The organism is Salinifilum aidingensis, assembly GCF_054782015.1.
This window is the reverse complement of the sequence record NZ_BAAGTH010000001.1, coordinates 588054-614631: the sequence shown is the minus strand read 5'-3', so window position 1 is coordinate 614631 and position 26578 is coordinate 588054. Positions and strand designations below refer to the sequence as shown.

Here is a 26578-nt window from a genome sequence, read left to right as displayed (position 1 = left end):
ATCACGGGGTTCCCCGCGCGCAGTGGTTAACGTGTGACGGCCCCGCCGCCGTGCGCGGAGGCGGGTCGTGGGGGCGGCGGAGCGGCGCTCCGGGCGGACGCGGAACAGGGATCGGTTTTCGGCATGACGGCGCCACTGGACACCAGCAACCCGAGCGCGCGCAGCGGATTCGCATTCCGCCTGCTCGGACCGGTCGAAGTGCTCGTCGACGGCGCGGCGCAGACCGTCGGCAGCGCCAACCAGCGGCTCGTGCTGGCGGCGCTGCTGCTCGAACCCAACCAGGTGGTGCCCGTCGAACGCCTCATCAGCATGCTCTGGGGCGAGGAACCGCCCGCCACCGCGCGCACGATCGTGCAGGGCTGCGTCTCCCGCCTGCGCAGGCTGTTCAGCACCCCCGCCGCGGACGCCGACCCGCCGCGCCTGGCCACCCGCGCCCCCGGCTACGCGCTGCACGTCGACCCCGGACGCATCGACCTGCACCGCGCCCGCGCGCTCATCGACCAGGCGCACGGCCTGCAGCTGGAGGAGCGCTCGCGCTCGCTGGCGGCGGCGCTGCGGCTGTGGCGCGGGCCCGTGCTCGCCGACCTCGCCGAGACCCCCCTCGGGCGCACCACCGCCCCGCAGGCCGAGGAACTGCGGCTGGCCGCGCTGGAGGAGCGCGCCGCCGCCGACCTCGAACTGGGGCGCCACGCCCAGCTGGTGCGCGAACTGCCCGCCCTCGTCGCGCGGCACCCGCTGCGCGAGCGGCTCGCCACCCAGCTCATGCTCGCCCACTACCGCTGCGGCCAGCGCGCCCAGGCGCAGAACTGCTTCCACGCGCTGCGGATCCGGCTGTCCCAGGAACTGGGCATCGACCCCGGTCCGGAGGTGCGCGACCTCTACGAGCGCATGTTGCGCGACGACGCGGCGCTGCTCGGTCCGCGGCAGCGCGCGCAGACCGCGCACCGCAGGCCCGTGCCGGCGGAGCTCCCGCCCGCCCCGGCCGGCTTCGTCGGCCGCGACGAGGAGATCGCCGAGCTGGACGGCATGCTCGACGCCTCCGGGACGCGCGCGGTCAGCCCGATCGCCGTGATCACCGGAACCGCGGGCGTGGGCAAGAGCGCGCTGGCCGTGCACTGGGGGCGGCGCGCGGCGCACGCCTTCCCGGACGGCCAGCTGCACGTGCCGCTGCGCGGGTTCGACCCGGAGCGCCCGCCGCTGGCCGCGGGCGAAGCGCTGACGAGCGTGCTCAAGGCCCTGGGCATGGCTCCGGACGCGATCCCGGTGGACCTGGACGACCGCACCGCGCTGTACCGGTCGATGCTGGCCGAGCGGCAGGTGCTGCTCGTGCTGGACAACGCGCGCGACTCGGAGCAGGTGCGGCCGCTGCTGCCCGGGAACTCGGCCTCGGCCGTGGTGGTGACCAGCCGCCGCAGGCTCGACGGGCTCGTGGTGCGCGGCGGGGCGCGGGTGTTCCCCCTGGAGACGCTGCCCGCTCCCGCCGCGGTGGAGGTGCTCGCGCACGCCGGGGACGTGGCGGCGGACGCCGCTGCGACCCGGCTGGCCGAGCTGTGCGGTGGCCTGCCGCTGGCGCTGCGGATCGCGGCCGCGCGGGTGCAGGCCGACCCGGGTGGCGGCGCGGCCGGGGTCGTCGAGGAGCTCGCCGACGAGCGCAACCGGCTGCGCGTGCTCGACACCGATGACGGGGAGACGAGCGTGCGCGGCGCGTTCGACGTGTCCTACCGCAGCCTGCCCGCGCCGCTGGCGCGGACGTTCCGGTTGCTCGGCCAGGTGCCGGGGCCCTCGGTGAGCGCGTTCGCCGCGGCCGCGCTGTGCGGCACCGACCTGGGCCAGGCGCGCTACGCGCTGCGCGCGCTGGGGCGGGCGCACCTGGTCGGCGAGAGCGAACCGGACCGGTTCGGCATGCACGACCTGCTGCGCGTCTACGCCCGGGAGGCCGAACCGCTGCCCGCGGAGGAGTGCGACGCCACCGCGGAGCGGGACGAGCGCGTCGAGGCGCTGCGCCGGCTGGTGCACTACTACCTGGCCGTGTCCGACCACGCGCGGCGCTACCTGCGGCCGGCGCGCGACGAGCTGCGGTTCGCCGAGCGGGCGGCGGTGGAGCAGCCGCAGCTGGTCGATCGCGCGGACGCGCTGGGGTGGTTCGACGCGGAGTGGTCGAACCTGGTCGCGCTCGTGCGGCGGGCCGCCGACGCGGGGTTCTGCGGGCTGGCGTGGCGGCTGGTGCGGATGCAGTTCAACTACCTGATGGTCCGCTGCCCCTGGGAGGACTGGATCGCCCTCTACCGGATCGGGCTGCGGGCCGCGCGCAGCGCGGGCGAGACGGAGGGCGAGGTGCTCATGTCCGCCGGCCTCGGGGTGGCCCACTCGCGCTCGGGCGACCCGGAGGCGGCGCTGGAGCACTACCGCGAGTCCTACCGGGTGGCCGAGGGGGCCGCGAACTCCTCGTGGTTGGCCATGGCGCGGGTGAACCTGGCGAGCGTGCTCATCCGCCTCGGCCGGCACGAGCAGGCGCGGGAGCACTGCCGCGCGGCGCTGGAGGGACGCTGCGAGCAGCTGGACCGGTACTTCGGGGCGGGCGCGCTGAACAACCTCGCGCAGGTGGAGCAGGCCGCGGGCCGGCCCGAGCTGGCGCTGCGGCACCTGCGCGAGGCCGAGGAGCTCTACCGGGAGATGGACGACCTGGAGACCCTGGCGATGGTGCTGAACAACTGCGGCGAGGTGCACATCGAGCTCTGCCGGCTCGAGGAGGGCGAGCGCTATCACAGCGAGGCCCTCGAAGTGGCGCTGCGCTGCGGTTCGGCGATGCGGCAGGCCGCGGCGCACGTGGGGCTCGGCGACGTGGCCTGGCACCGCGGGGACGCCTCCGTCGCCCGCACCCGGTGGAACACGGCGCTGATCGTCTTCGACACCGGCGGGTCCCCGATGGGGCGGGAGGTGCGCGCGCGGCTCGCGCGCTTCAGCGGGCCGGACGACACCGATCACCGGCGCGTTTAGTGAGCGATTAGTGCGTGGTGAGTACCCGTTGCGAACGTGATCACCACGCGGTTCGGCCAGGCCGAACCGCGCCCGGGTGGCTCTGGGGGATCCAGAGGGGGGAGTGTCGCCCGGCCGCGTCCGGGCCGCGCCCCGGGGGCGGTGTGATTCGGGTTCGCCCGGACGATGGGGGTGGGTGCGGCCCCGGCTCGCACACCCGGTCACGACCGGACGTGCCGCACGGGCTCGGCGTTGCGCCGAACCCGTGCGGCCGGGGCCGTGCTTCGTCCCGGGGCTCCGGCCCAGGCGCGTCGACCAGCGGGACCCCGCTGCGCCGCCGGCGTTCTCAGACCCGCAGGTACGGCTCGTAGCGCGGCCGCTTCGCGCGCCGCCCGTCCCCGCTGGAGCGGCCCCGCAGCCGGCGGCCGATCCACGGCACCAGGTGCTCCCACGCCCAGCGCAGGTCCTCGGCCCGCTGCGCGCTCCACGGCTGCTCCGGCATCGGCGGCCACTCCGCGCGCCAGTCCTCCGCGACCGGGACCCCCAGCGCTTCGCACGCCCGCAGCGCCACGCGCCGGTGGCCTTCGGCGGACAGGTGCAACCGGTCCTCGCTCCACGCCCGCGGGTCCCGCAGCACGTGCATCGACCACAGGTCGAGGACGTGGCAGCCGTGCGCGTCGGCGATCGCGCGCAGGTGCGAGTTGTACGTGCCGACCTTGCCGCGCACCGCGCTGAGCACCGGGGTTCCGCGGGTGTCGAAACCGGTTCCGATGAGCACGTCCGCGCCGGTGGAGCGCAGCTGCCGCACGGCCGCTTCGAACTGCGCGGCGGTCTCGTCCGGGTCGCAACCGGGGCGGATGATGTCGTTGCCGCCCGCGTTGAACGCGATGAGGTCGGCGCCCAGTTCGGTGGCCCGCGGGACCTGGTCGGCGACGATCTGGGAGATCAGCTTGCCGCGCACGGCGAGGTTCGCGTAGCGCAGGCCCGGGTTGCGCTCCGCGAGGTGCCCGGCGAGGCGGTCGGCCCAGCCGCGCACGTCGCCGGACTCGTCGACGTCCTGGAGTCCCTCCGTGAAGCTGTCGCCCACGGCGAGGAACGCGCTCCAGGGCGCCCTCCCGGAGGATCCGGCGTCCGCCGGGAGCTGCGGTCGCTCGGATTCGGTGGGCGCGCTGCTCGGCGAGTCGCCGCGCTCGGGGGCATCAGCCATCGCACTGCCTTTCCATCTCGTTCCTCGGTTCGCGCCGGCCCGGGGTCGCGCGTGGGAGCTGGCGGCGAGCGCCGGGTGGTCCGGCGGTTCGCGCGTGCCGCGCCGGAGTCGGCGGCTGGCTGATCCACGTTGCCGCTGCGGCGCGGACCTACGCCACCGTCGGTTCCGTTCACCGGACTAACTGCACCGCTGAGTTCAGCAATAGAGGCTTCGTGTCCAGGGAGTTCGTTTTGCGAGGTCTTTTCCAGTGGCGCTGTTCACGTGATCGCCCGGCGTGTCGTCGGCCTGCGCCCGTGATCGGGGGGCGTTGTGCGGAATCGCCCGTGTGGCGCCTGATCAACTGCTACCGTCCTGCGGCGGCGACAAATCCGAAATCGAAGGGGGTTGGCCGCGTGCTGGTAACACGACGTCCGTGCGCGTCGATGCCCCGCGCAACCTGTTTCACGCGTCCGCGGCGAGCTCGCGGACGTTCGGACTGCAGTGACCAGCTGGGGGAATCGTGACGTCGGCAGAGCATCCCGGAGCGTCCCCGGCTCCCGCGGACCGAGGGCCGCGCGAGCCGGTGCGGCTGGACCAGACCGCCGAATTCACCTCCCTCGCCGCCGAGCAGCACCCGTTCGCGCTGTGGGAGCGGATCGAGCGGTTACCGGAGCGGTTCGACCGGGAGCAGCGGGCCGCTGCCCCGGACCGCTCCGGGGACGCACCGGCCGAGGGGGTCACCGCGCTGGCCGGGGACCTGACCCCGCCCGCGGGCGTGCCCGGCGGGGGAGCGTCCGGTGGCGGTTCGCCCGAGGGCGGCGCATCCGGCGGCGGGGCGCGCCCGGCCGGTTTCGCGGGTGCCCTGCCGGAGGGATCCGACCGCCCGGCGGGGGAGGACCGGGACGCCCCGTTCGGCCGACCGGACGGGAGTCGCCCGGACGGGACGGGGCGCGACCCGGTCGGGCGTTCACCGGCTGCGGAACACCCCCCGGCTGCGGAACACCCCGAGGAGGGCGAGGCGCACACCCGGGTGGAGCCCGCCGTCCCCGCGGCGGGCCCGGAGCAGGCGGCTGAGCCGAACGGGGGCCGGGACGAGGAAGCCGCCCCGGAGCACGGTGCCGCCCCGGAGCACGGGGAAATCCCGGAGCGCGGTGCCGCCCCGGAGCACGGGGAAATCCCCGCCTCCGCGGGGGGAGCGGACCGCGGTGGCGCCCCGGGACCCGCCGGAGCGGGCGGGTCCGGAGGTGCTGCGCACCTGAACGGAGTGCTGCCGGCGGCGCCTCCGCCCGATCCCGCTGCGGAGGCTCCCCTGCCTCCCGCGGAACCGGCCTTCGAGCACCACCCCGGCGCCCAGCCCCCGGCCGGGCCGCCGCCGTCGGTTCCGCAGCCCGGGCAACCGGATCGGCCGCAGCCCGGCACCGCCCCCGCTCCCGGCACACCGCCCCCGGGGCAGCCCGCGGGCCCACCTCCTCCGGGTGGTCCCGCCGGGGCGCGCCCGGACGCACCGCCGAACGCACCGCCGAACGCACCGCAGCCAGGCTCACCCGGCCAGCCCGGCCCGGAGCACCGCGCGCCCGGTGGTCCGGGGACACCGCCGGGAACCCCCGCCCCGCCGCACGCTCCGCCGCACCCCGGATCCCCCGGGGCGGCGCCGCACGTCCCGTCGCAGGGGGAAGCGCCGGTACCCGGCCCCGCCCGGGGGCAGCCGCATGCGCAGGAGCAGGGGCCGGCTTCACCCCCGGGCGGCGCCGCGGCGGCACCACCCCGGCCCGCGGAGCGGCAGCGACCGGAGCCTGCGCAGCACGGCGGGCAGCCGTCCCCGGCCACGCCGCAGCACGGGGGAGCGCATCCGGCACCGCCCCGGCCCGCGACGGGGCCGCCGCCGGCCGGGCCCGGACCGGCAGGTCCCCCAGGGCAGGCGGCGCCCCCCGGTCAGCCCGGGAGCCCCGGGCAGCCCGCGCCTTCCGGGGGCACCGGGCGCGGGCGGCCCGCTCCCGGTGCCGACCAGCAGGTCGCCGGGGAGCGCTCCTCCCGGGGCGCCTCACCCGCCGGGGAGGACGGATCCGCCGGTGAGGCCGGCGAGCGGCGTTCGGCGCAGCAGAAACCACCGGCGCGTGCGCAGCGGTTCACCCCGCGCGGCGACGGCGGTTTCGGCCCGATGGGTTCCTCCGCGGTGCCCGCCGCGGCGGGGCCCTCGCCGCGCGATCCGGTGCTGTGGAGCGGCGAGGAACCCGCGGAGGAGCGCAGGGGATCCGTCGAGTTCCGCAGCGGTTCCGGGTACCGGCCGGAGGAGGCCGAGGGGGCCGTGCCGCAGTTCCTGGTGGAGGCCGATGAGCCCTTCGACGAGGACGGCGGGGAGAGCCGCCTGGCCGCTCCCCCCGTGCTGGGAGAAGCGCCCCCCGGCTACCGCGATTTCTAGACAGCCTCGAACCTTCGACGGAGCGGGACCTTCCATGGTCGACACCATCACCCTGTCCATCCCCGCCGTGGACGTGCTGGCCGAGCAGTTGGAGCTGGCTGTGCGGCAGTACCCCTTCGACGTGCCGCGCGGCGGGGAGGAGGAACGCGCGCGAGCGCGCCCGCGCGTGTGGGAGGAGTTGGAGCGCGGCGGCTTCGCCCGCCAGGGCCGGACCGAGCCGGAGGTGGAGGACGCGCTCTACCTCCTCTCCGGCGCGGAGATCACCGTCGCCGCCGCCGGGCTGCTCGACGCCTCCCGCGGGCAGCGGCTCGCCGCGCGCGTGGTCGCCACCGGTGAGGTGGGGTTGGTCGGGGTGCTCGGCCCGCGGGGGCTGCGGATGACCTTCATCGACCCGGAACGCGTGCCGTGGGCGTGCGTCGAGCTGCTGCCGGACGCGCCCGCGGGTCCGGGGGAGCGGGCGCGCGCGGTCGCCGACCGCTCCCGGGGCGTGCCCGCCGACGAGGACATCGAGGGGCTCGGGCCGCTGAGCGCGCTCACCGCGGCGCCGAAGACGCGGCTCGGGCACTTCCTGGTGACCAGCGGGGACGACCGGGGGCAGCGCCGCCGCGCGGGCAACGTGATCTGGTTCGACACGGCCCGGGGGCGCTACGCGCTGCGGGGGGAGCGCGGTCAGGCCGACGTCGTCGAGGCCGAACCCGCCGATCGCCACCGGCTCGCCGAGCACCTCGCCGGGCTGGTGCAGCACACCGATTCCGGGGTTGCGCTGGGATGACTCCGGAACCGCCGGGGGCGGGGCTCCGCGGCGCCGCCCGGACGCGGCGATGCGCAGGCCGCGTCCGGAGGGGTCGTGAGGTGTGACCGATCCTCATGTGCGTCACGCGTCCGCGGTAAGGCAGGCTGGGGGACGTGCAGCGGCAGCGGACCCATCCACCGGAGGAGACCCCCGATTCGCTGACGCGGCTGCTCGGCAACCGCACCAGCGCGCTCGACGCGAGCGTTCCCCCGCTGGTGTTCGGCCTCGGCTGGTTCCTCGGCGGTGAGTCGATCGCCGTCGGCAGCGGTCTGGCGATCCTCGCGGGTGCCGTGATCGGGGCGTGGCGGCTCAAGCGCGGGGCGCGCCCGCTGGCGGTGCTGGTGAGCATGCTCGCCGTGTGCTGCGGCGCGCTCATCGCGCTGCACACCGGGGAGGCCGTGGACTTCTTCCTGGTCCGCCTGGTCAGCAACGCGGCCAGCGCGCTGGTCTGGATGGCGAGCATCGCGCTCCGGTGGCCGCTGCTCGGGGTCGTGGTCGGCACGGTGCTGGGCCAGGGCAGGCGGTGGCGGCGCGATCCCGACCTGCGCCGCGCCTACGGCCTGGCCAGTTTCGTGTGGGTCGGCCAGTACGCCGTGCGCCTGCTCGTGTTCATCCCGCTGTGGATGATGAACCACGTCGTGGCGCTGACCGTCGCGCAGGCGGTGCTGACCTGGCCGCTGGTCGCGCTGTGCGTGGTCGCGAGCTGGTGGGTGCTGCGCAGGGCGCTGCCCGCGGAGCACCCGGGGGTGCGCCACCCGCGCGACCCCGCTGCCGCGTGAGAACTCCGCGCCGGAACCTCCTCCGCTGCGAGCGGGGCCCGCGAGGCGGCGGGGGCAGGCCGCGGAGCCGCTCCTCCCAGGCGCAGGCCGCCCCGTTCCCCGCGGGGTCACGACGTCAGCCGCTCCGCGGTCCCTCCCACCAGGCGGCGGTGCAGCGCGGGCAGGTCGGCCCGCTCGGCCGCGGACGTGCGGTGCGCGGCGAGCCAGGCCGCGCCTGCCGCGCCGGAACCGGCGGTGCGCAGCACGGGGCCGCCGGGTTCGGCGAGCTCCGCGCGCAGGGCCGCGCCCACCGGGTTGTCCGGGCCGGTGAGCCCGCCGGCGAGCACCAGGTCGGTCGCGGCCGGAGCGACCAGCCGGGCCGTGTCCGCGAGCGCGCGGGCGGCGCGGTCGACGAGGTCCCGCGCGGCCGCGTCCTCCGCGACGGCATCGGTGACCAGCGGGGCGAGCTCGGCCAGCCGGATCGGCGGTGCCGCGTGCACCGCGGCCACCGCGGCGGAAGCGGCCGCGCTCCCCGGTGCGGCCTCGGTGCCGGGAGCGGCGCCGAGCGCGCGCAGCACCGAACGCCCCAGCGCGCCGAGCGGGGATCCGGCGTCGAGCGCGTGCAGCGTCACCCGCACGGCCTCGCGGCCGATCCAGAACGCCGAGCCCTCGTCGCCCAGCAGCCAACCGTGCCCGCCGGCGGTGGCCGCGGCGCGGTGCTGCTCGACGCGTGCGGCCACCGCACCGGTTCCGGCGATGAGCACCGCACCGCGCGGCGCCGGGGTGCCCGCGGCGAAGGCGACCTCGTAGTCGGTGAGCACCGCGACGTCGCAGCGCAGCCCCAGCTCGGCGCACGTCCGGTGCAGTTGCTCGGCGGTGTCGCCGCTGGTGAGCACGGTCGATCCGGCGAGACCGAGCACGACCGCGCCCACGGCGGAGGTCTCGGCGGAGCCGAGCGCGGCGCGCGCGGCCGCGCCGATGTTGCCCAGGGCGGTGTCGAGCGGGTGGGAGTGCGGGTTGCCGCCCCCGGCGCTGCCGGTGCCGCGGACGCGGCCGTCCAGGTCGGCGAGCACCGCCCGGGTGGCGGTGCCCCCGATGTCCATGCCGAGCACCAGCGTCGTCGTGCTCATCGGTCCTCCCCGGGCGCGCCGCCCCATCGGTTGCGGGTGGCCCGGCTCGGCGTACGCTGGCCTTGCCCGCCTCGCCCCGCCCCCTCGGTGAGGCGGGCCTTCGCGTCCATTGTGCACGGTCCCGTGCCGGGCCCGGTGCCGCCGGGCGGCGCGTCAGCGGGTCCGGGTGACCTTCCGCAGGCCGCGCGGCTGGTCCGGGTCCTCGCCGCGGGCGACGGCCAGCTCCAGCGCGAAGCGCTGCACCGGCAGCGCCTCGAGCACGGGTGCGAGTTCCTCGGCCGTCTCCGGCAGCACGACCCGCGTCGTCGCGGGGACGGACTCGGCGGCGGACCCGAGCGCGCAGACGTCCGCGCCGCGCGCGTGCACCGCCTCGACGACGTCGCGCATCGCCTCGCCGCCGTTGCCGCGGCTGCACAGCGCCAGCACGGCCGTTTCCGGATCGATCGCGGCCACCGGGCCGTGCAGCAGGTCGGCGCCGCTGTAGGCGCGGGCGGGCAGGTAGCTCGTCTCGGCGAGCTTCAGCGCCGCTTCGGAGGCGGTCGCCGAGGAGTAGCCGCGTCCGGTGGTGACGAGGTGCTCGGCGAACCGGTAGCGCTGCACCATCGCGTCCACCGCACCGGTGGTCTCGTCGAGGGCTTGGCGGGCCAGCCTGGGGATCTCGGCCGCGGATTCGCCGCCGCCACCGCGGAGGGCGTCGATGAGCAGGTACAGCGCGAACAGCGTGGCCGTGTAGGTCTTGGTGGCGGCCACGGCGTTCTCGCTGCCCGCGCGGATGTGCACGCCGAACTCGGCCGCCTCGTCCAGCGCGGACTCGGACGTGTTGGTCACGGCCACGGTGGTGGCGCCCTGGCGCCGGCCGGATTCGGTGACCTCCACCAGGTCGGGCGAACTGCCGCTCTGGCTGACCGAGATCAGCAGCACGTCGGTGAGGTCGGGTTCGGCGCCGTAGAGCGTGGTCGTCGACGGCGACGCCAGCCCCACGGGGATCTGCAGCAGCACTTCGACCAGGTACTTCGCGTACTGCGCGGCGTGGTCGCTGGAACCCCGCGCCGCCAGCAGTGCGAAGCGGGGGCGGCGCTGCCGGATCTCCGCGGCCACCTCGGCGATGTCCGCCCGGTGCTCGAGCAGCGCGGTGAAGACGTCCGGCTGCTCGGAGATCTCGGTGCGCATGTGGTGGCCTGGCGCTGGGGCGGGCTCGCTCATCGCGTGGTCCTTCCGACGTCGGTCTAGACCAATCCTACCTGGTGCGCCCTGCGGGTACCCGCACTCCGGGCAGCGCTATGACACCGGGCCGCTGCGCTCTCGGGCCAGTCGCGGCCCCGGGCCGCTGCTCTGCCGGGCCGCTGCGCTGCTGGGCGGGCAGTGCGACCGTCGCGTGGCAGAATTCCCGGCCACGAGCAGCGCGGCCGGCGAGTTGGAGGGACCATGGTCGAAGCGGGCCCGGGCGGGGACGCCGACGTCCCCGGGCGGCAGCAGCGGGAACCGAAGTACTGGGGGCTGAAGCAGCACCTGCTCGACATGCTGCGGGCCATGCCCGCGGGCACGCCCATCCCCACCGAGCGCTCCCTCGCCTCGAGGTTCGACGTCTCGCGCACCACGGTCCGGCAGGCGCTGGCCGAGCTCACCGTCGAGGGGCGGCTGCTGCGGGTGCAGGGCAAGGGGACGTTCGTGGCCACGCCCAAGGTCGCCCAGCGCCTCCAGCTGTCGAGCTACACCGAGGACATGCGCGCCCAGGGGCGCCAGCCCGCCTCGAAGCTGCTGGAAGTGCTGGAACTCCCCGCGGAGGCGGAACTCGCGCGGCTGCTGGACACCGACCCGCGCTCGCAGGTGCTGCGGTTGCGGCGACTGCGGCTGGCCGACGGCGAACCGATGGCGATCGAGACGACGCACCTGCCGCTGCCCCGGTTCCCCGGCATCGCCGAGCCCCTCGAGCAGGGCGCCTCGCTGTACCAGGTGCTGCGGGAGCGGTACGCGGTCAGCTTCGGCCACGCCGAGGAGACCATCGAGACCGCGCTGTCCAGTCCGGAGGAGGCGGAGATGCTCGGCTCCGACGTCGGCCTGCCGATGCTGCTGCTGTCCCGGCACTCCTTCGACGCGGGAGGGCGACCGGTGGAATGGGTGCGGTCGATCTACCGCGGGGACCGGTACAAGTTCGTCACCCGCATCGACCCGCCCGAATGAGGCCGCACGCCTCGGACCCGCCCGGACGAGGCCTCGTTCCCCGATGCACCACGATCGCGTGGGGATCATTCGTCCCCCAGTGGCGTGGGGACAGGGCACAATTTTCATGAAAATTGTGCTCTCTGGAATAGTTCCAATCTGCGCCGAAGGGGGTTGCGCTGCGCAGCCACGAGCGTTGCGCGATCACGAGCGCTGCGTGCTGCGCACGGAGCGCGTTCGCCTTCCCTTCGTCTGTTCAGCCCAGCGTGTTAGCCGCCCGTGGGAGTACTCACGCATCGCCCATGATCGGGAGAAATCCCAGGTCGGCGCCCGTTGTGTGAGCGGAGAAGGAACCCGGGAGCGCGCGTGGGGGGAGCATGTGAGCGGCAGGGACGAACGCGCCGAGGGGCGGAGCAGCGCTGCGAGCAACGGGGACGACCAGGACGGCGGCAACCGCACGCTGCTGTCCGACGTCTCCCCGGCTCAGGTGACCGGAGGTGCGCTCGCCTCGGTCACGGCAGCGTTCCTCGGTTCTCGGCTGGGAGTCGCCGGCACGTTCGTCGGCGCCGGGCTGACCAGCGTGGTCATCACCGTGGGAGGAGCGCTGTACCAGCGTTCCCTGGAGAAGGGCCGGGAGAAGGCGAAGGTCGCGGCGAGCCGGGCGGCCGAGAAGCGCAACCGCGTCGCCCGCACCACCGTGGTCGACCCGTCAGCGCGCCGGAGCGCGACGCCGGCGGCCGGCGCGCCCGCGGCCAACGAGCCTGCGGCCGGCACGTCCGCGGCCAGTGAGCCCGGGACCAACGCGATCGGGGCCGGCACGCCGGCGGCCGGCACGCCGGCGGCCAGCGCGGCAGCGGCCGCAGCGCGGCAGCGGCCGCAGCGCGGCGGAGCTCCCCGGAGCTGCCGCAGGGGAGCCCGGCTCCGCGGCAGAACGGTGCACCGTCCGGGGCAGCGCACGAGGAGGCGACGCGGGGGAACGAGGCCGCCCGCGGTGCCGTCTGGCCCGGTGGCGAACGCGTCGTCGACACCGACCCGGAGCAGCGCACCTGCCGCTCGTCCGGTGGCCGGCAGGACCGGGCGGTCGACCGCACCGCGCGCGTCACCCGCGACGACGCGGTGCGCAGCCTGCGCTGGGACGGCACCCGGTTCGTCCCCCAGGAGGCGCGGCCCGCGGCTTCCTCCCCCCGAGCGGTCCCCGCCGAGGGAACCGCGCAGGAGGGAGCGATCCGGAGGGGGGCAGCCCAGCCCGCGCCGGAGGGACGGACAGCCCCGTTCCCTGGTGCGGCGCCGACGCACCGCACCGGGGACGGACCGGTGCGGCCTCCCGACGAACGGCGGGCGGAGCAGGCCGCAGGCCAGCGGTCCTCCCACCAGCGGGAAGCCCGCGGTGCCGCAGCTGACCCCGCCGCAGCCGGCGGGGCCGGGACCGGCACGGCCGAACCTCTCCGCGGGGAGGAGGGGCACCGCAGCGCCCGGCAGCCCGGCGGAGCGGTCGCCCCGGCGTCGGGGCGGCGCTTCCCGCTGCGGTGGATCACGTTCGGGATCACCAGCCTGGTGATCTTCGTGCTCGGCATGCTCGTCGTCACCGGGTACGAGGCGCTCACCGGTTCGCCGCTGTCCGGGGGCGACGGCGGCACGACGGTCGGGCGCGCGTTCCGGCCGCAGCCGGCCGACCCGAGCGGCCCCTCCGAGCAGCGGGCCCCGCAGCCGTCCACGTCGGAACCGGCGCCGACGGAGACCGGGGAGCCGACCGCACCGGAGACCACGGGAACATCCGAGCCCGCACCCACCGGCCAGCAGCCGGGGGAGTCCGCGGGCGGTGGGACCACCACGACCGCCCCGGCCCCGACCGAACAGCCCCAGCGGGGGCCGACCGGCGGGACGGAGACCGCACCGCTCGGCGGCGTCCTGGACGGGCCGAGCGGGGAGACCGCCCCGGACGGGGGTTGAGGCGCTACCCGCTCAGCCGGTAGCGCATCTCGCGGGCGGCGGCCGCCGGGTCCTCGGCTTCGGTGATCGCGCGCACGACGACGACGCGCTGCGCGCCCGCCGCGATCACCTCGTCGAGGTTGCCCTCGTCGATGCCGCCGATGGCGAACCAGGGACGGCCGTGCCCGTGGTGCTCGGAGGCGTGCTGCACGAGCTCCAGCCCCGCGGCCTGGCGACCCGGTTTGGTCGGCGTGGTCCACACCGGCCCGGTGCAGAAGTAGTCCACGCCGGGTTCGGTCGCCGCCGCGTCCGCCTGGGCGAGGTCGTGCGTGGACCGGCCGAGCGCCACGTGCTCGCCGAGGATGCGCCGGGCTTGCTGCACCGGCAGGTCGTCCTGCCCGAGGTGCAGCACGTCGGCCTCGGCCGCGAGCGCCAGGTCGGCCCGGTCGTTCACCGCCAGCAGGCGGTCGTGCCGCACGCACGCGTCCGCGAGGACCTCCAGGGCGTCGAGCTCGTGCCGCGCTTCCAGCGGTGCCCCGTTCTCGTCCTTGTCGCGCAGCTGGATGATGTCGACGCCGCCGGAGAGGGCGGCGTCGGCGAACTCGGCGAGGTCCCCGCGCTCCGAGCGCGCGTCGGTGCACAGGTACAGCCGGGCCTCGTCCAACCGGGCGCGAATACCGAATCCGTCGTATCCGGGCATGCCGCACAGCGTAACGACTGACGTCCGCGGTGCGCCCTGCCGCGGCCCGTCTCGATCGGAGTACGGTGGATACCGGTGAGCACGGGAGTCCGCCGAGCGACCGGAGAGCGGTGGACTGAGAGGGGGCGCAGCCCCGACCGTCGAACCTGATCCGGGTCATGCCGGCGCAGGGAGCGTGAGGTGAGCGAAGGAAGTGCGCGTGTCGCCGTCGTCGGCGGCGGTGTGATCGGTCTGTCCGCCGCCTGGCGAGCCGCGGCGGCGGGATTCCGCGTGGAGTTGATCGATCCGGCCCCGGCCGCGGGCGCCTCCTCGGTGGCGGGCGGGATGCTCGCGCCGATCGCCGAGGCCTGGCCGGGCGAGGAGGAGCTGCTGGAACTCGGTTCGGCCTCGCTGCGGCGCTGGCCGGCCTTCGCCGAGGAGCTGGCCGCGGCTGCCGGGCGCCCCGCCGGGCTGCGCACCGAGGGCACGCTCGTCGTCGGCGTGGACAGCGCGGATCGGGCCGATCTCGACCGGCTCTCCGAGTACCTCGACCGGATGGGGCGCAGCGTCACCCGCTACGACGGGCGCGAGCTGCGCCGGCTGGAACCGTCCCTGGGACCGGGCGTGCGGAGGGGGCTCGTCGTCCCCGGCGATCTCGCGGTGGACAACCGCGCCGCGCTGGCGGCGCTGCGCGCCGCGGCCGAGGCGGCCGGCGTGGTGTTCCGGGCCGAGCGGGCCACCGAGGTCCGCGCGGGCGAGGTCCGCACCGAGGGGTCCGCGGTGGACTGCTCGGTCGCGGTGATCGCCGCGGGGGCGCACTCGGCGCAGCTGCACCCCGCGCTGGCCGGGCGCATCCGCCCGGTCAAGGGGGAGGTGCTGCGGCTGCGCGCCCGCACCGGTGCGCTGCCGCCGCCGCAGCGCACCGTGCGGGGGCCGGTGCACGGCCGTCCCGTCTACCTCGTGCCCCGCGACGACGGGGGAGTGGTGCTCGGGGCCACGCAGTACGAGGCGGGGTTCGACACCGACGTGACCCTCGGCGGTGTGCGCGACCTCGTCGTCGACGCCGAGGAGCTGCTCCCCGGCCTGTCCGAGTACGCGCTGCTGGAGGCGGAGGCCGGGCTGCGCCCCACCACCGAGGACAACCTGCCGGTGCTCGGCAGGCTCGAACCCGGCGTGCTCGCCGCGACCGGGCACTACCGCGGCGGTTTCCTGCTCGCGCCGATCACCGCGGAGGCGGTGCTCGCGATGCTGCGGGAGGAGGAACCGCCGGTGGAGGCCCGCGTCGCCGACCCCGGACGATGGGAGGAACAACGGTGCGTGTCGTGATCAACGGGACCGGCAGGGACGTGGCCGAGGCGGCCAGCCTCGACGACGTGCTCGCCGACTACGGAGTGCCGGAGCGCGGTGTGGCCGTGGCCGTGGACGGTTCGGTCGTGCCGCGGGCCGACTGGGCGCGGACCCGGCTGGCCGACGGCGCGTCCGTCGAAGTGCTCACCGCCGTGCAAGGAGGATGACCATGGACGATCCCCTGGTGATCGCGGGCCGGGAGTTCGGCTCGCGGCTGATCATGGGAACCGGCGGGGCGAACAACCTGTCGGTGCTGGAGCAGGCGCTCATCGCGTCGGGTACCGAGCTGACGACGGTGGCGATGCGGCGCGCCGACGCGCAGGGCCAGACAGGCGTGCTCGAGCTGCTGCACCGGTTGGGCATCGACGCGCTGCCGAACACGGCGGGCTGCCGCACCGCGGCAGAAGCGGTGCTCACCGCCCAGCTGGCGCGGGAGGCGCTCGGCACGAACTGGGTGAAGCTCGAGGTCGTCGCCGACGAGGACACGCTGCTGCCCGACCCGGTCGAACTGGTCGACGCCGCCGAGCAGCTCGTGGACCAGGGTTTCGTGGTTCTCGCCTACACCAACGACGACCCGGCGCTGGCGCTGCGGCTGGAGCAGCTCGGCTGCGCCGCGGTCATGCCGCTCGGTTCGCCGATCGGCACGGGCCTGGGCATCCGCAACCCGCACAACATCGGGATGATCGTCTCCCGCGCGTCGGTGCCGATCGTGCTCGACGCGGGCGTGGGCACCGCCTCGGACGCCGCCCTGGCGATGGAGCTGGGCTGCGATGCGGTGCTGCTGGCCTCGGCGGTCACCCGGGCGGAGCAGCCGGAGCGCATGGCCGAGGCGATGCGCTCGGGCGTGACCGCGGGTCGGCTGGCCGTGCAGGCGGGGCGCATCCCCCAGCGGTTCTGGGCCAACGCCTCCAGCCCGGGCCGGCCGATGGGGTGAGCGCTCACTGCAGGCGCAGGTGCTCCTGCTGCCCGTTGTCCAGGAACGTGATCGTGTAGCTCTTCCACGGGGTGCCGTCGCCGAGCGCGCGGTCGACCGCGGTGCGCGCGTGCAGCGCGTTCTCCAGCAGCATCCCGGAGAGCGCGTCCACCACGACCGAATCCCCGCCGTGCACCTCGGGGATGCTCGTGCTCTGCCGCCCGCTGAGCAGTTCGTCCACAGTGGCCAGAACGGGCTCGGCGGCCGCGCGGCGCTCCGGGCCGTGCAGCGTGAGCATCGCGAGGTCCTGGCGCAGCGCCTCCAGGGCCGCGGCGGCCTCCGCGGCCGAGTCGTCCTCGGCGGCCCGCTCGCCGGTGCCGTCCAGCAGCGCGGGCATGCCCAGCAGGTCCTGCGTCCGCCGCTGGGTGAGCACGTGCAGGGCCCGCCACTCGTCCCGGGCGGAGTCCTCGGCGGCCGTCGCGCGCACCCCGCGCAGCAGGTCGGTCATGGCCCAGACCGTGGAGCGCACGGCCCCGCGCACGTCCGGGAGGGCGCTGCTGGGCAGCACGAGGTAGCCGACGAACCCGATGCACAGCGCGATCGCCGCGCCGACGGCCGTGTTCGCGGCGAAGGCGATGCCGACGTTGATCAGCGGGCGGTCCAGCAGCAGCGTCTGCTCCACCGCCAGCACCGCGATCAGGCACACCAGCAGCGCCTGGTAGTGCGCGCGCAGCTGGTCGACGTGCAGCAGCATCCCCGCGATCAGCAGCGGCCCGAGCAGCAGCGCACCGGGTACGAGGGTGATCACCAGCGCCAGGGCGGTCACGCCGAGCACCGCCGCGCCGGTGCGCTCCAGCGCTCCCGTCATGCTGTCCCGCGCCGCGGGCTGCAGCACCAGGTACAGCGCCAGCAGCAGCGTCGACGCGGACGGGTCGTCCAGCAGCGCGACCACGACCATGCCGATCGTCGCCGCGAGGGCGCAGCGCAGGGCGTGGCGGAACAGCGAGGAACGCGTGGACAGGTGGGCGCGCGCCGCGTCCCGGAGCCGCTCCCGCCACGGTCCGGCGGCGGTGACGGGCACCGGGTCCTCGGACCGGTTCACCACGGCGGCGCGGATCCGGTCGAAACCCGCGTTGAGGCCGTGCACCGCGTGCGGCAGCGAGCCGTGGTACCCGCCGTGCGCGATGACCGGGTCGCGCCGGGCCAGCGGTGGCAGGCCGGTGCACGCGCGGGCGCGCACCGCCCGCGCCAGTTCGGCGGCCACCCGGTCGGCTTCGTCGACGATCGCCCGCAACCGCGCTGCTTCGGCCCGGTCGGCGCGGTTCGCCCGGGTCAGCAGGGTTTCCCGGGCAGCGCGGAAGCGGGCGAGGCCGGCGAGGACCTCGCCCAGCCAGCGCGGGGCGCCGTCGGTGCGCCAGGCCGCCATCGCGCCCTCCAGCACGCCCGGACCCGGTTGCAGCAGCGTCCGGGCCACCGCCAGGCGGGTTGCGCGCGTCGGATCGCCGAGCCCGGTGACGACGCGGAGGACCAGCGCGAACACGACCCCGGCGGCGCTCGCGCACAGCAGCGTCCACCAGGGGTCGTCCCGGCCGATGCCGCTGGTCGCGGCGAGCGTCGCGGCCGCGACGGTCTGCGCGCCGGCGCGGTAGCGCTCGCTGAGCGCGGGCAGCATGCCGGTGCCGAAGATGACCACGGCGACCAGCGCGCCCGCGGCGAACGGGATGCCGCGCAGCAGCGGCCCGCAGGCCATCACCACGACCAGCGCCGGGGCGAACCGGCTGAGGCGGTGCAGGTCCGAGCGCAGCGACTGGCCGCCGGCGGCGATCAGCGTCAGCACGGCGGTCAGCGCCGCGATGAGCGCGGGCGTGGTCGCGTCCAGCCACCAGCCGAGCGCGCTGCCCAGCGCGACGGCGCACAGCACGAGGATCGCGTACTGGCGTTGTCGCGGGTCGGGCGCTCCGGCCTCGGTCGTCCCCGTGATCCGCGCCCACACTGCACGAGCCGTCGTCGATGCCTTCGCCACGCCGCCGCGTCCTCTGTCGTCCTCGCTTCGTCCCGGCAGTGCCGAACCGGGCCGCCGGCACCGGTCCGCGCCGTGCTTCCTGTTTACCCGACTCCGCCGCAGCTGCCCACGATGTTGGGACGTCATCGGCCGCATCGCCGGTGAATATCACTCGATGGCGCTCATCGCGGCCGCGGCGGGCTCACGCGGAACCGTCCGGGGTGCTCCGGTCCGCCGCGGCACCGCCCTCCGCGAAGGCGTCCTCCGCGGGCGAGCCCTCCTCCGCGGCGTCCTCCTCCACCGGGGTGGAGCGCACGCGCCAGAACGTCGACACCGGGCCGAATCCGGAACCGAGGGGGTAGGCGTCGTGCACGCTGCGCGTGACGAACGCCTTGCCGATGCGGACCGCGTCCGGCACGGTCGCGCCGCGCGCCAGCAGCGCGGTGATCGTGGAGGCGAACACGTCCCCGGCGCCGTGCGTGTGCGCGGTGGGGTAGCGCGGACCGGGCAGTTCGATGGCTTCGGAGCCGTTGAAGAGCAGGTCCACGCACTCGGGGTCGTCGGGCAGGTGCCCGCTCTTCACGAGGACCCAGCGGGGGCCGAAGTCGTGCACCGCCTTGGCGGCGTCGAGCAGGTCGGCGCGGCTGCGCGCGGTCACACCGGTGAGCAGGTGGACCTCGTCCAGGTTCGGCGTGACCAGGGTGGCGCGGGGGAAGACCCGGTTGCGCAGGGCGTCCAGCGCGTCGGGGTCGAGCAGGGGCTCGCCGGCGCGGGAGGCGGCGACCGGGTCGACGACGAACGGGGTGGCCCCGGAGCGGCCGATGCCGTTGCGGTCGCAGGCCGCCACCACCGCCTCGATCGTGTCGGCCGCGGCGAGCACGCCGGTCTTGGCGGCGTCCACGCCGATGTCGCCGGCCACGGCGTCGATCTGCGCGGCCACCTGCTCCGGCGGGATGCGCACCACGTCGCTGACGCCGCGGGAGTTCTGCACGGTCACCGCGGTCACGGCGGTCGTGCCGTGCACGTGGTTGGCGAAGAACGCGCGCAGGTCGGCGTGCATGCCGGCGCTGCCGCCGGAGTCCGAGCCGGCGATCGTCAGCGCCGTCGGGGGAGCGGTGCCCACCGCGGCGTCCGAGCCTTCCGCGCTCGTCGGGGAGGCAGCGCTCACCGGGGCGTCCGCTGAGGCTGCGGGGTTCACCGGGGCGGCAGGACTCGCCGCGGCTCCCGAGCTCGCCGGGGTGGTGGCGTCCACCGGGGCGGCGTCTGCCGCGGGCGCGGTGCTGCGCTCGGAGTCGTTCTCGCGTTCGCCGGAGGTCTCTCGCATCGCCCTCATGCTACGGCGCCCGGCGCCGCACCCGGTTCCGGCGGAGTCGCAGCTCACCGGGGCGGAGCGGGGCCGCGGTTCCCGGGGGCGGACACCAGGTCGCCTCAGACTGGAACCGTTCCAGAGAGCGCAATTTTCATGAAAATTGTAAGTTGTCCCCACGCGACTGGGGGGCAAACGATCACCACCCCATCGGGGTGCATCCCGTGGGATCCGTGGTGACCGGGGATGCCGGGCCGGTGACCTGGCCGTCCCCGGTCAGGGTCGGGCCGGTGATCCTGCTCGTGGCCCGGCGGTGGTCCCGGCCGCGCGGGAGGGCGGCAGCGCCCACCCGCGCGGCCGCGGGCGACCGGAAGCCGCCCCACCGGCGACGCGCCGCGCTGCGCACTCCCCGGGCACCGCGGCGAGCCGCCCCTGCGGAGCAGGCCGCGCGGGCGGCCGGCCGCCGCGCCCGCTCAGCTCGCCGAGGCGTCGGTGACCGGCAGGTACACCCGCCCGCCCTGGGAGTTGAACTCCGCGGCCTTCTCCTGCATCCCCGCCTCGATCGCCTCGACGGAGGTCAGGCCCTGCTCCTCGGCGTAGGCCCGGACGTCCTGGGTGATGCGCATGGAGCAGAACTTCGGCCCGCACATCGAGCAGAAGTGCGCCTTCTTCGCCGGCTCGGCCGGCAGCGTCTCGTCGTGGTACGCCTGCGCCGTCTCCGGGTCGAGCGAGAGCCGGAACTGGTCGTGCCAGCGGAACTCGAAGCGGGCCTTGCTCAGCGCGTCGTCCCACTCCTGGGCCCGGGGGTGCCCCTTGGCCAGGTCCGCGGCGTGCGCGGAGATCTTGTAGGTGATCACGCCGGTCTTCACGTCGTTCCGGTTCGGCAGTCCCAGGTGCTCCTTCGGCGTGACGTAGCAGAGCATCGCCGTGCCGGCCCAGCCGATGACGGCCGCGCCGATGCCCGAGGTGATGTGGTCGTAGCCGGGGGCGATGTCGGTGGTCAGCGGGCCGAGCGTGTAGAACGGGGCCTCACCGCACAGCTCCTCCTCGCGCGTGACGTTCTCGGTGATGCGGTGCATCGGCACGTGGCCCGGGCCCTCGATCATCACCTGCACGTCGTGCTCGCGGGCGATGTGCGTGAGCTCGCCGAGCGTTTCCAGCTCGGCGAACTGCGCCCGGTCGTTCGCGTCGGCGATGGAACCGGGGCGCAGCCCGTCGCCGAGGGAGAACGTCACGTCGTAGGCGCGCAGGATCTCGCACAGCTCGGAGAAGTGCGTGTACAGGAAGCTCTCCCTGTGGTGCGCCAGGCACCACGCGGCCATGATCGACCCGCCGCGGGAGACGATGCCGGTCACGCGCTGGGCCGTCATCGGCACGTAGCGCAGCAGCACGCCGGCGTGCACGGTCATGTAGTCCACGCCCTGCTCGCACTGCTCGATGACCGTGTCCCGGTAGATCTCCCAGGTCAGGTCCGCCGGGTCGTCGACCTTCTCCAGCGCCTGGTAGATCGGCACGGTCCCGATCGGCACCGGCGAGTTCCGCAGGATCCGCTCGCGGGTCTCGTGGATGGCGTCACCGGTGGACAGGTCCATGACGGTGTCGGCGCCCCAGCGCGTGGCCCACACCATCTTCTCCACCTCCTCCTCGACCGAGGAGGTCACGGCGGAGTTGCCGATGTTGGCGTTGACCTTCACCAGGAAGTTCTTGCCGATGGCCATCGGCTCGGTCTCGGGGTGGTAGTGGTTGGCGGGGATGACCACCCGGCCGCTGGCGACCTCGTCGCGCACGTACTCCGGCGAGAAGCCCTCGCGCGCGGCCACGAACTCCATCTCCCGCGTGATGGCGCCCTGCTTCGCCCAGCCGAGCTGGGTGTTGCGCGAACTGCCGTCCATCCAGCCGGCGCGGGTGCGGTGGAGTCCACTGTGGACGTCGATGGTGGCGGTCTCGTCGGTGTACGGACCGGACGTGTCGTACACGTCGAGGTGTTCGCCGTTGGTGAGCTCGACCCGCCGCTGCGGCACTTTCAGCCCGGCGGAGGTGTCCGCGTAGACCTTGCGCGAACCGGGGATCGGACCGGTCGTCACACCGGGCGAAGCGGACGGATCGGAGTCCGAAGAGGACTGATCGGTGGAGGTGGAGCTGTTGCTGGACGCGTTCTGATACAGATCGACCACTGCGGTCACGCTCCCTACGCCGGCATTATCCGTTCAGGTTCTGCGGTCGGCGGCGCCGGATCGCTGGTCCAGCCGCCCTCTCAGCTCGCTTCCGGTGCGAGCTCCCGCGGTTGAAGTTGTCGCGCCAGACACTAGCCCGCGCTCGCGCCGCTGGCAACCGCGCAGCGGAGTTCTGCCCCCAGCGGGTGCTCCCGGACCAGTCGGCGAACGACCCAACGGGGTCCTGTTGCGCCACCGCCACTCGGGCACGGGTGCACGAGAGCACGAACGAAAAATGACTTGCAGAGCGCCAACAGCGCTGTGTTGCGTCCCTGCCGGCCGTTGCCCGGAGACCGCGAGCCCTTCATCGTTTCGGCACGACAGCTTGCAGCTGTGGCTGCCTCGACGGCCGACTCCGATCGCAGCCGGAGCGACCGCGGAGGTTCCACCGCGGAAGTCCACGCGCAGAACGATTCAACAACGTCCTGCTGATATCAGTCGGCGAACGGGTCCTCCTCGACCGTCGGGTCCCAGGACAGCCCGGGCACGCCCCAGCCGTTGCGCTTGACGGCCTTCTTCGCCGCGCGCACGTGCCGCCCGGTCAGCCGGTCCAGGTAGAGGTGGCCGTCGAGGTGGTCGACCTCGTGCTGCAGGCACCGCGCGAAGAACCCGGTGCCCTCGTCCCGCACGTCGTGCCCCTGCGGGTCGCTGCCGGTGACCCTGGCCCAGTCCGCGCGCCCCGTCGGGAAGAACTCGCCCGGAACGGACAGGCAGCCCTCCCAGTCCTCGTCCGGGTCCGGCATGGTCTCCGGGACCTCGGAGGTCTCCAGCTGCGGGTTGACCACCACGCCGCTGTGCTGCACGCCGTCGTCGTCCGGGCAGTCGTAGACGAACACGCGCAGGTCCACGCCGATCTGGGGCGCCGCCAGGCCGACGCCGTTGGAGGCCTCGAGGGTCGCGAACATGTCGTCGACGAGGGTGCGCAGGTCGGCGTCGAACTGCTCGACGGACCGCGCCGACGTGCGCAGCACCGGGTCGCCCACGATGCGGATCGGGTGGATGGCCATGCACCGACTGTATCGGTCCCGCCCCGGAGCACCGCGAGCGCTGCGGCGAACGGCCTCCGCCGGCGGAGCTCCGGCGCGCGTCGTGATCATCGCAGCGCGTGGTCGCCGACGTGGTGTAATGGGGCCGCGGGGAACGGCACCGCGAGCGCCCGGTGCGCCGCCGCCTGCAACCACGACGAGGAGCGAGATGGAAGCCGCGCAGATGCTCACCGCGCAGCGGATCGCCCGCGAGTGCCGGCAGCTGGCCGGCGCCGCGGAAGCCGCGCAGCAGCAGGGTGGGCAGCAGCGGGACGAGCGCGGGCGGCGCCTGCGTCCGGTGGAAGCGCTCACCGAACCGCTGCCGCGCGTGGCCGAGCCGGTGCCGCAGGAGGAGCCGGAGGTGCAACCGCCCGCGCCGGAGGGGGAGCTGTCCGAACGGGACCGCAGCGTGCTGGCCTTCGAGCGGCAGTGGTGGAAACGCGGCGGTGCCAAGGAACGCGCGATCCGTGAGCTCTTCGACCTCACGCCGACGCAGTACTACCGGCTGCTCAACGCGTTGGTGGACCATCCCGCCGCGCGGCGGTACGACCCGATGTTGCTGAAGAGGTTGCGCAGGCTGCGCTCCGGTGACCAGCCTGCTCGTCGAACGGGAAGCGAGTGGCCGCGATGACGCCAGCCGAACCGCCGTCGAAACTGCGCGCGACCGGTTACGGACTCATCGGGGTCGGTGCGGTTGCGGCCGTCCTCGGGGTGACCACCCTCGGGTGGACCGGCTCCTCGGACGAAGCGGCACCCCCGCCACCGGAGACCGGTGCGGTCGTCACCCCCGATCCCGGCGAGGAGGACCCGCGACCGCCCGCGACGAGCGACGGCACCGCGGAGCCCGGTACCACCGCGCCGGGGACGTCCGAGCAGGAGCCGTCCCCGACGGGGCCGGCGGAACCCGGCGGGTCCGGCACACCGCCGCGGGAGACCCGCGCACCGGGGGACGAGCCGGGGTCCGGGACCGGTTCGGGCACGCGGGGCTCCGCGAACGGGATCTCCGTGCGGATCCTGAACAACAGCACGATCCGCGGACTGGCGCACGAGGCCGGCGGGGACTTCGAGGACGAGGGCTACGACGTGGCCGCGGTCGGCAACTACGCCCGCGGCGTGGTCGCGCACACCACGGCCTACTACCGCCCGGGCACGCCGGAGGAGCAGCAGGCCCGGCGCGTGGCGCGCGATTTCGACATCGCGGCCGAGCCGCGGATCGAGGGTCTCGCAGGTTCGGACCCGGGCGTGATCGTGATCGTCACCAAGGACTACCGCTCCTGAGCACCGGAACCGCGGCACGCGCGGGCGCGCCGGTCACCGCTGTTCGGCGAAGCGCCGCAGCTCCTCCAGCTGCGCCTGGTCGAGCGAGGGGCGCACCGCGCGCAGCGCCGCGTCCAGGTGCGCGGCGGTGACCTCCGGCGCGGACAGCGACTCGCGCATCGCCGAGAGCGCGGATTCGCGCACCAGCGCGCTGCAGTCGGCCGCCGAGTAGCCGTCCAGCTCGGCGGCCAGGTCCTCCAGGTCCACATCGGAGGCCAGCGGGGTGTTCTTCGCCGCTGAGCGCAGGATCTCGGCGCGCGCCGCGGCGTCCGGCGGTGGCACGTGCACGAGTCGTTCGAGGCGGCCCGGGCGCAGCAGCGCGGGGTCGACCAGCTCGGGGCGGTTGGTCGCGCCGAGCACGACGACGTCGCCCAGCGGTTCGGCACCGTCCAGTTCGGTCAGCAGCGACGCGACGACGCGGTCGGCGGCACCGGAGTCGGAGGACTGGCCGCGGCGCGGGGCGAGCGCGTCGATCTCGTCGAGGAAGACCAGGGCCGGGGCGGCGTTGGCGGCGCGCAGGAACAGCTCGCGGACGGCCCGCTCGGACTCGCCGACCCACTTGTCCATGAGCTCGGCGCCCTTGACCGAGAGCACGTTCAGCTGGCCGCTGCCGGCCAGCGCGCGCACGAGGAACGTCTTGCCGCACCCCGGCGGCCCGTACAGCAGGACACCGCGCGGCGGCACGACTCCCAACCGGGAGAACGAGTCCGGGTAGCGCAGCGGCCACAGCACCGTCTCCGTCAGCGACTGCTTGACCTCCGCCATGTCGCCGACGTCGTCCAGCGCGATCCCGCCGGTGTGGATCTCGTCCGAAGAGGACATCGACAGCGGGCGCACCGCGTCGACAGCGCCCGCCAGGTCGTCGTGGCACAGCACGGGTTCTCCGGTGGCGTCGCGCTGCCGCAGCGCCGCGTTGACCGCGGCTTCGCGGCACAGCGCCACGAGGTCCGCGGCGACGAACCCGGGGGTCTTCGATGCCACAGTGGACAGATCGACGTCGTCGTCGAGCGGGGCGGGGCGCAGCAGCACGCGCAGCAGCGCCGCCCGGTCGCGGGCGTTCGGCGCGGACAGCGTCAGCTCCCGGTCCACCGCGCCGGGTTCGCGCAGCCGCGGGTCGATCCCGGCGGGCGCGGAGCTGGTGACCACCACGGCCACCCCGGGCGTGCGGATCGCCGCGCGCAGCGTGTCCGCCGCGACCGTGGCCAGCGGCGGCGCGTCGGTGGCGGGCACGAGCTGGTCGACGTCGGTGAGCAGCAGCACGCGCGGGTGCTCCGGCGTGGCCTGCGCCGCGCGGTCCACGGCCGCGCGCAGGCGCTCCGCGGCGGTGCGCGCTTCGAGCGCCGCGATGCTCGGGGCGGCGAGCTCCACCAGGCCCGCCCCCACCTCGCGCGCCGCGGCGCGGGCCAGCGTCGCCTTGCCCACGCCGGACGGCCCGCTGATCAGCACACCCAGGTGGGCGTCGGCGCCGAGGCGGTGCAGCAGCTCGGGTTGCTCGAAGGACAGGCGCAACCACTCGGTCAGCCGGTCGGCCGCGGAGCGCGCGCCGACGAGGTCGTCGAGACCGACCTCCCGCGCGGCGGATTCCTCAGCGGCGTCCGCGCCGTCCTGGGCCGGGCCCGCCTCCGGCTGCTGCACCGCGGGGGAGGTCGGACCGGTCGAACCCGCCGGGGTCGCCGGAGCCCCCGGTCCAGCCGGAGCGGGCGGCGCCGGTGCGGGTGCGGTGCCCGCGGCGGCCGGTTCCGCTCCGTCGTGCCAGGTGACGACGGTGGAGGGCTGCATCGCGACGGGTCCGCTCGGCGCGGCGTCGACGATGGTGAGCAGCTCGCTGGTCCACGTGCGGCCCACGGTGTTGCTCAGCGTCCGGCGCACCTGCTCGGGGCTGCTGCCGGGAGCGGGTGCCACGTCCTGGGGCAGCAGGGAGACCGCGTCGGCCGGTTGGAACACCTTGCCGGTCAGGGCCTGCCGCGCGGTCTGCGCGGAGAGCGTCGCGCGCGCCATCCGCGAGGCGCTGAGGGTCACGTGCTTGGCCGGGCGCACCTCGGCGGGGCTCACCGCGACGCGGGAGCCGTCGGTGCAGCCGAGGTTGAGCAGGACGAGCTCGTCGAGCAGCACGACACCGGTCGGAGCGCTGCGCTCGGCGGGGGCGGCCAGCGCGACCGTGCTGCGCGCGCCGGAGAGCCGGATCGCGCTCCACGGGCGCAGCCCGAGCGCGTCGAGCACTTCCGGGTGCAGCCGGACGAGGCCCCGGCGGGTGTCGATGATCGAGCTCGACACCTGCGCGGTCAGGTTCAGCGAGGTCACGTCCCGAGCCTAGTAGCGCATTGTTCAGTCGTTGTGGCTACTCGAGGTCGAGCACCCGGAGCGAGAGCCGTACAGGAGGTTCCGCCACGGAAGTCCGTACGGCAAAGCATCTAACGAACTCCTT

At 75.2% G+C, this 26578-nt stretch carries 20 protein-coding genes and 1 pseudogene; 11 read left to right on the top strand and 10 right to left on the bottom strand.

From position 1 onward, the window contains the following. The first annotated feature begins 123 nt into the window (after positions 1-123). Complete coding sequence (locus ACYVJE_RS02825) at positions 124-2997, top strand: AfsR/SARP family transcriptional regulator (protein WP_461143106.1); 2874 nt, start codon at positions 124-126, stop codon at positions 2995-2997. Between the two features lie 325 nt (positions 2998-3322). Here ACYVJE_RS02825 and ACYVJE_RS02820 read toward each other — a convergent pair whose 3' ends face one another. Further along, positions 3323-4183, bottom strand: a complete 861-nt coding sequence (locus tag ACYVJE_RS02820) for an SGNH/GDSL hydrolase family protein (RefSeq protein WP_461143105.1) — start codon at positions 4181-4183, stop codon at positions 3323-3325. Between the two features lie 2137 nt (positions 4184-6320). Between ACYVJE_RS02820 and ACYVJE_RS02815 the strand changes: the two genes are divergently transcribed. From ACYVJE_RS02815 to ACYVJE_RS02805, 3 genes are all read left to right on the top strand, one after another. After that, a complete protein-coding gene (locus tag ACYVJE_RS02815) occupies positions 6321-6581 on the top strand; it encodes a hypothetical protein (RefSeq protein WP_459158083.1) in 261 nt (86 codons plus the stop codon). 34 nt (positions 6582-6615) lie between these two features. Then, a complete protein-coding gene (locus tag ACYVJE_RS02810) occupies positions 6616-7353 on the top strand; it encodes an ESX secretion-associated protein EspG (protein WP_459158084.1) in 738 nt (245 codons plus the stop codon). 134 nt (positions 7354-7487) lie between these two features. Next, complete coding sequence (locus ACYVJE_RS02805; protein WP_461143104.1) at positions 7488-8153, top strand: DUF3159 domain-containing protein; 666 nt, start codon at positions 7488-7490, stop codon at positions 8151-8153. A gap of 107 nt (positions 8154-8260) precedes the next feature. Here the strand turns inward: ACYVJE_RS02805 and ACYVJE_RS02800 are convergent, their stop codons facing one another. Continuing rightward, positions 8261-9262, bottom strand: a complete 1002-nt coding sequence (locus ACYVJE_RS02800; RefSeq protein ID WP_459158086.1) for an N-acetylglucosamine kinase — start codon at positions 9260-9262, stop codon at positions 8261-8263. 153 nt (positions 9263-9415) lie between these two features. Then, positions 9416-10465: an SIS domain-containing protein gene (locus tag ACYVJE_RS02795; RefSeq protein WP_461143103.1), complete on the bottom strand. Its 1050-nt coding sequence runs from the start codon at positions 10463-10465 to the stop codon at positions 9416-9418. Positions 10466-10687: 222 nt separating this feature from the next. Between ACYVJE_RS02795 and ACYVJE_RS02790 the strand changes: the two genes are divergently transcribed. Continuing rightward, entirely contained in the window at positions 10688-11443 is a 756-nt protein-coding gene (locus tag ACYVJE_RS02790; RefSeq protein WP_461143102.1) for a GntR family transcriptional regulator, read from the top strand. Between the two features lie 462 nt (positions 11444-11905). Here the strand turns inward: ACYVJE_RS02790 and ACYVJE_RS02785 are convergent, their stop codons facing one another. Then, positions 11906-12223, bottom strand: a complete 318-nt coding sequence (locus ACYVJE_RS02785) for a hypothetical protein (RefSeq protein WP_461143101.1) — start codon at positions 12221-12223, stop codon at positions 11906-11908. Between the two features lie 513 nt (positions 12224-12736). Here ACYVJE_RS02785 and ACYVJE_RS02780 point away from each other — a divergent pair. Further along, positions 12737-13372 (top strand): hypothetical protein, encoded by a 636-nt coding sequence (locus tag ACYVJE_RS02780; RefSeq protein WP_461143100.1) that lies wholly within the window; start codon positions 12737-12739, stop codon positions 13370-13372. Positions 13373-13376: 4 nt separating this feature from the next. Here ACYVJE_RS02780 and thiE read toward each other — a convergent pair whose 3' ends face one another. Beyond that, complete coding sequence (gene thiE, locus ACYVJE_RS02775; protein ID WP_459158090.1) at positions 13377-14051, bottom strand: thiamine phosphate synthase; 675 nt, start codon at positions 14049-14051, stop codon at positions 13377-13379. 180 nt (positions 14052-14231) lie between these two features. Here thiE and thiO point away from each other — a divergent pair, with 180 nt between their 5' ends. Genes thiO through thiG form a run of 3 tightly spaced genes read left to right on the top strand, consistent with a single transcriptional unit; the run spans position 14232 to position 16311 of the window. After that, the gene (thiO, locus tag ACYVJE_RS02770; RefSeq protein ID WP_461143099.1) at positions 14232-15356 is read left to right on the top strand and encodes a glycine oxidase ThiO; all 1125 of its coding nucleotides are present in this window, start codon (positions 14232-14234) and stop codon (positions 15354-15356) included. After that, on the top strand, positions 15344-15544 hold the full coding sequence (thiS, locus tag ACYVJE_RS02765; RefSeq protein ID WP_459158092.1) for a sulfur carrier protein ThiS: 201 nt from the start codon (positions 15344-15346) through the stop codon (positions 15542-15544). The genes thiO and thiS overlap by 13 nt, the downstream gene beginning before the upstream one ends. A gap of 2 nt (positions 15545-15546) precedes the next feature. Then, the gene (gene thiG, locus ACYVJE_RS02760) at positions 15547-16311 is read left to right on the top strand and encodes a thiazole synthase (RefSeq protein ID WP_459158093.1); all 765 of its coding nucleotides are present in this window, start codon (positions 15547-15549) and stop codon (positions 16309-16311) included. Between the two features lie 4 nt (positions 16312-16315). Here the strand turns inward: thiG and ACYVJE_RS02755 are convergent, their stop codons facing one another. From ACYVJE_RS02755 to ACYVJE_RS02740, 4 genes and pseudogenes are all read right to left on the bottom strand, one after another. Beyond that, positions 16316-18313: an FUSC family protein gene (locus tag ACYVJE_RS02755; RefSeq protein ID WP_461143098.1), complete on the bottom strand. Its 1998-nt coding sequence runs from the start codon at positions 18311-18313 to the stop codon at positions 16316-16318. Between the two features lie 292 nt (positions 18314-18605). Further along, positions 18606-19415: pseudogene (thiD, locus tag ACYVJE_RS02750) on the bottom strand (bifunctional hydroxymethylpyrimidine kinase/phosphomethylpyrimidine kinase); the annotation flags it as partial. A 656-nt stretch (positions 19416-20071) separates the two neighbouring features. Next, complete coding sequence (gene thiC, locus ACYVJE_RS02745) at positions 20072-21682, bottom strand: phosphomethylpyrimidine synthase ThiC (RefSeq protein WP_461143161.1); 1611 nt, start codon at positions 21680-21682, stop codon at positions 20072-20074. Positions 21683-22245: 563 nt separating this feature from the next. Beyond that, entirely contained in the window at positions 22246-22818 is a 573-nt protein-coding gene (locus tag ACYVJE_RS02740; RefSeq protein ID WP_461143097.1) for a peptide deformylase, read from the bottom strand. A gap of 187 nt (positions 22819-23005) precedes the next feature. Here ACYVJE_RS02740 and ACYVJE_RS02735 point away from each other — a divergent pair, with 187 nt between their 5' ends. Further along, the gene (locus ACYVJE_RS02735) at positions 23006-23467 is read left to right on the top strand and encodes a DUF3263 domain-containing protein (RefSeq protein ID WP_461143096.1); all 462 of its coding nucleotides are present in this window, start codon (positions 23006-23008) and stop codon (positions 23465-23467) included. Continuing rightward, positions 23464-24114 (top strand): LytR C-terminal domain-containing protein, encoded by a 651-nt coding sequence (locus ACYVJE_RS02730; protein ID WP_461143095.1) that lies wholly within the window; start codon positions 23464-23466, stop codon positions 24112-24114. Before ACYVJE_RS02735 ends, ACYVJE_RS02730 begins: the two co-directional genes overlap by 4 nt. Before the next feature lie 33 nt (positions 24115-24147). Here the strand turns inward: ACYVJE_RS02730 and ACYVJE_RS02725 are convergent, their stop codons facing one another. Beyond that, positions 24148-26454: an AAA family ATPase gene (locus ACYVJE_RS02725; RefSeq protein WP_461143094.1), complete on the bottom strand. Its 2307-nt coding sequence runs from the start codon at positions 26452-26454 to the stop codon at positions 24148-24150. Positions 26455-26578 lie beyond the last annotated feature (124 nt).

Coding starts and splice junctions, on each gene's coding strand:
- ACYVJE_RS02815 (WP_459158083.1), top strand. CDS start 6,321: ATGGGTTCCTCCGCGGTGCCCGCCGCGGCGGGGCCCTCGCCGCGCGAT.
- ACYVJE_RS02820 (WP_461143105.1), bottom strand. CDS start 4,183: ATGGCTGATGCCCCCGAGCGCGGCGACTCGCCGAGCAGCGCGCCCACC.
- thiG (WP_459158093.1), top strand. CDS start 15,547: ATGGACGATCCCCTGGTGATCGCGGGCCGGGAGTTCGGCTCGCGGCTG.
- ACYVJE_RS02740 (WP_461143097.1), bottom strand. CDS start 22,818: ATGGCCATCCACCCGATCCGCATCGTGGGCGACCCGGTGCTGCGCACG.
- ACYVJE_RS02795 (WP_461143103.1), bottom strand. CDS start 10,465: ATGAGCGAGCCCGCCCCAGCGCCAGGCCACCACATGCGCACCGAGATC.
- thiE (WP_459158090.1), bottom strand. CDS start 14,051: ATGCCCGGATACGACGGATTCGGTATTCGCGCCCGGTTGGACGAGGCC.
- ACYVJE_RS02790 (WP_461143102.1), top strand. CDS start 10,688: ATGGTCGAAGCGGGCCCGGGCGGGGACGCCGACGTCCCCGGGCGGCAG.
- ACYVJE_RS02800 (WP_459158086.1), bottom strand. CDS start 9,262: ATGAGCACGACGACGCTGGTGCTCGGCATGGACATCGGGGGCACCGCC.
- ACYVJE_RS02810 (WP_459158084.1), top strand. CDS start 6,616: ATGGTCGACACCATCACCCTGTCCATCCCCGCCGTGGACGTGCTGGCC.
- ACYVJE_RS02730 (WP_461143095.1), top strand. CDS start 23,464: ATGACGCCAGCCGAACCGCCGTCGAAACTGCGCGCGACCGGTTACGGA.
- ACYVJE_RS02735 (WP_461143096.1), top strand. CDS start 23,006: ATGGAAGCCGCGCAGATGCTCACCGCGCAGCGGATCGCCCGCGAGTGC.
- ACYVJE_RS02825 (WP_461143106.1), top strand. CDS start 124: ATGACGGCGCCACTGGACACCAGCAACCCGAGCGCGCGCAGCGGATTC.